Raw genomic sequence first — 2,307 nt, 5'->3', positions numbered from 1 at the left:
GCTATTATCTGCCAGTGGCAGCTATAAGAAGAGAGGGTCCAATTATGACAGAGAGGGAGAGAAGGCTGGAAAAACTGGCGGAGGTCCTCACCAAAAGCGACGGCCCCACTAGCGGTGCCGAACTCGCTGAACTCTTCGGTATCAGCCGCCAGGCCGTCGTCCAGGATATCGCCATCCTCAGGGATCGGGGCCTGCCGGTCATGGCAACTGCCCGGGGTTACGTCCATCGAGAAGCCAAACCCAGGAGGGTCTTCCCCGTTCGCCATGACACCGAAGATATCGTCGACGAACTTAACACGATGATAGAAGCCGGGGGGCGGGTGATCGACGTCGTAGTCGACCACCCTGTCTACGGCGAAATCCGTGGGAACCTCGACCTCGCCTCCAGGGAGGAAGTGGCTCGCTTCGTCAACATCCTGAAGAGCACGGGCCAGTCTCCCCTGCTTACCCTCTCGAGAGGTTTTCATGCCCACACTGTGGAAGCCGACGATGAAACGACACTGGACGCGATAGAAAAAGCCCTTGCGGACAAGGGCTACCTCGAAATGGATTGAACTCCGGAAGGGGAGACGATCGGTCATGACACGCAAGGAAAAGATTTGGATACTTTTTTCGCTACTCTACGGGATCGCAAACGTGGTGGTGCCCTTCACCATACTTAAGAATGAGGGCACGCTGGTCGGCGCCTTCCTCTTCTGGAACCTCATCACTGCCGCCGTACTTCTGGCGGGGGCATGGATCACCTCGGGCTGGACGGGAAAAGGCAGCCAGGAGGGGGAGGTCCGCCGATGAGCAGTACCCTGATTTTAGCCGGCATCGTCCTATGGTTCGCCCTTGGTTCCCTTCTTTCTTGGCATGCCAGGAGAAACCTGGGGAAAGGCATGATAGAATACTTCCTGGCCGACCGCAAGGTCGGCGGGTTCATCTCCGCCATGACCTACAGCGCGACCACCTACAGCGCCTTCATGATGGTCGGCATCGTGGGCCTCACCTACACTTCGGGAATCGGCAGCCTGGGCTTCGAGATGACCTACCTGGCCGCCACGGTGATACTGATGGTGATCTTCGCCCCCCGGTACTGGGCGGCGGGGAGGATCTTCGAACTTGTCACCCCTTCAGAACTCCTTTCGAAGCGCTACGGCAGCCCGGCGGCGGGAGCCGTTTCGGCCGTCCTTTGCCTTGTCATGCTCGTCCCCTACGCATCGGTCCAACTCATGGGGACAGGCTATCTCCTGGAGGTACTCTCGGGAGGCAACCTGTCCTTTACGACGGGCATGCTCATCGCTGCCGGCGTATCCTTCGCCTTCTCATGGTGGGCCGGGTTGAGGTCCGTGGCGCTGACCGACGCTTTCCAGGCCGTGATAATGCTTGCCGCCAGCCTCCTTCTGCTAGGCTTCATCGCCTTCGCTCTCTTCCCCGATGGGTTATTGGTAGCCCTCTCGGCCAGGCGGGATCTCCTGGAAGTCTCCTGGTCCTTTCCCCTGTTCCTGGGGCTGACCCTACCCTGGGCGTTTTTCGCTGTGACCAACCCCCAGGTGGTGCAGCGCCTTTACATCCCATCCAGCGTAAGAAACCTTCGAAAGATGATCCTCGGCTTTTCCGCCTTCGGCTTCATCTATACCATCCTTTGCGTGGTCTTCGGCCTCGCGGCCGCGGCGAAGATGCCCGGGCTGGAAAAGGCCGACAACGCCATGGCCATGCTGCTCTCGTCAGTACCGGCCCCGCTCGCGCTGGTCGTTTTTCTCAGCATAATGGCGGCGGCCGTGTCGACCATGAATTCCATCATTTTGACCCTGAGTTCCATGTTCGGCAGGGACGTGGTGAAGGCCTTCCTCCCCGGCATACCGGAGGAGACGGAACTAAAGATCTGCCGGCTGCTCATCCCTGTTATAACGATCGTTTGCTTCTTCTTCGCCCGGATGCAGCTCGGCCTCATAGCTGTCCTGTCCGCCATGGCCTCCGGAGGGCTGCTCATGCAGTTGCCAGCCACCGTGGGGGTATTCTTCTGGAAAAAGGCTACCGCGGCGGGAGCCGTGGCCAGCATGGTCTCCGGGGGGCTCGTGGTGGGCTACATGTATGTCGAGGGGATGAAGCCCCTGGGTCATTGGCCTCCCCTATGGGGCATCCTCCTGTCGGGGGTGGTATTCGTCGTTGTCAGTCTCGTGACAAAACCTCCCCGGGATACGGACCATTTCCTCTCCACCGTGGAGGGCTTCGTCAGGGACCGGTTCTGGAGTTAATGTACCTCCTGGTCCAGGGACAGGCCTGGATGCATATACCGCAGATGATGTGGGACCACCCCTTCTC

3 protein-coding genes are annotated in these 2,307 nt (G+C 59.5%); all 3 read left to right on the top strand.

What is annotated here, in order from left to right:
- Positions 1 to 44 precede the first annotated feature (44 nt).
- Genes GX108_07030 through GX108_07020 form a run of 3 tightly spaced genes read left to right on the top strand, consistent with a single transcriptional unit; the run spans position 45 to position 2,240 of the window.
- A complete protein-coding gene (locus GX108_07030; GenBank protein ID NLO56783.1) occupies positions 45 to 554 on the top strand; it encodes a transcription repressor NadR in 510 nt (169 codons plus the stop codon).
- 25 nt (positions 555 to 579) lie between these two features.
- Positions 580 to 792 carry a hypothetical protein gene (locus GX108_07025; GenBank protein ID NLO56782.1) on the top strand — a complete coding sequence of 71 codons (213 nt, stop codon included), beginning with the start codon at positions 580 to 582 and terminating at the stop codon, positions 790 to 792.
- Entirely contained in the window at positions 789 to 2,240 is a 1,452-nt protein-coding gene (locus tag GX108_07020; protein NLO56781.1) for a sodium:solute symporter family protein, read from the top strand. The genes GX108_07025 and GX108_07020 overlap by 4 nt, the downstream gene beginning before the upstream one ends.
- Positions 2,241 to 2,307 lie beyond the last annotated feature (67 nt).

Source organism: Thermovirga sp., assembly GCA_012523215.1.
In the GTDB taxonomy this organism is placed as follows: domain Bacteria; phylum Synergistota; class Synergistia; order Synergistales; family Thermovirgaceae; genus 58-81.
Note: the sequence above shows the minus strand (reverse complement) of the source record. Positions and strands in the feature narration are given on the sequence as shown.

What these genes read in the sequence shown, in the direction of transcription:
- GX108_07030 (NLO56783.1), top strand. Translation starts at nt 45, where the DNA reads ATGACAGAGAGGGAGAGAAGGCTGGAAAAACTGGCGGAGGTCCTCACC.
- GX108_07025 (NLO56782.1), top strand. Translation starts at nt 580, where the DNA reads ATGACACGCAAGGAAAAGATTTGGATACTTTTTTCGCTACTCTACGGG.
- GX108_07020 (NLO56781.1), top strand. Translation starts at nt 789, where the DNA reads ATGAGCAGTACCCTGATTTTAGCCGGCATCGTCCTATGGTTCGCCCTT.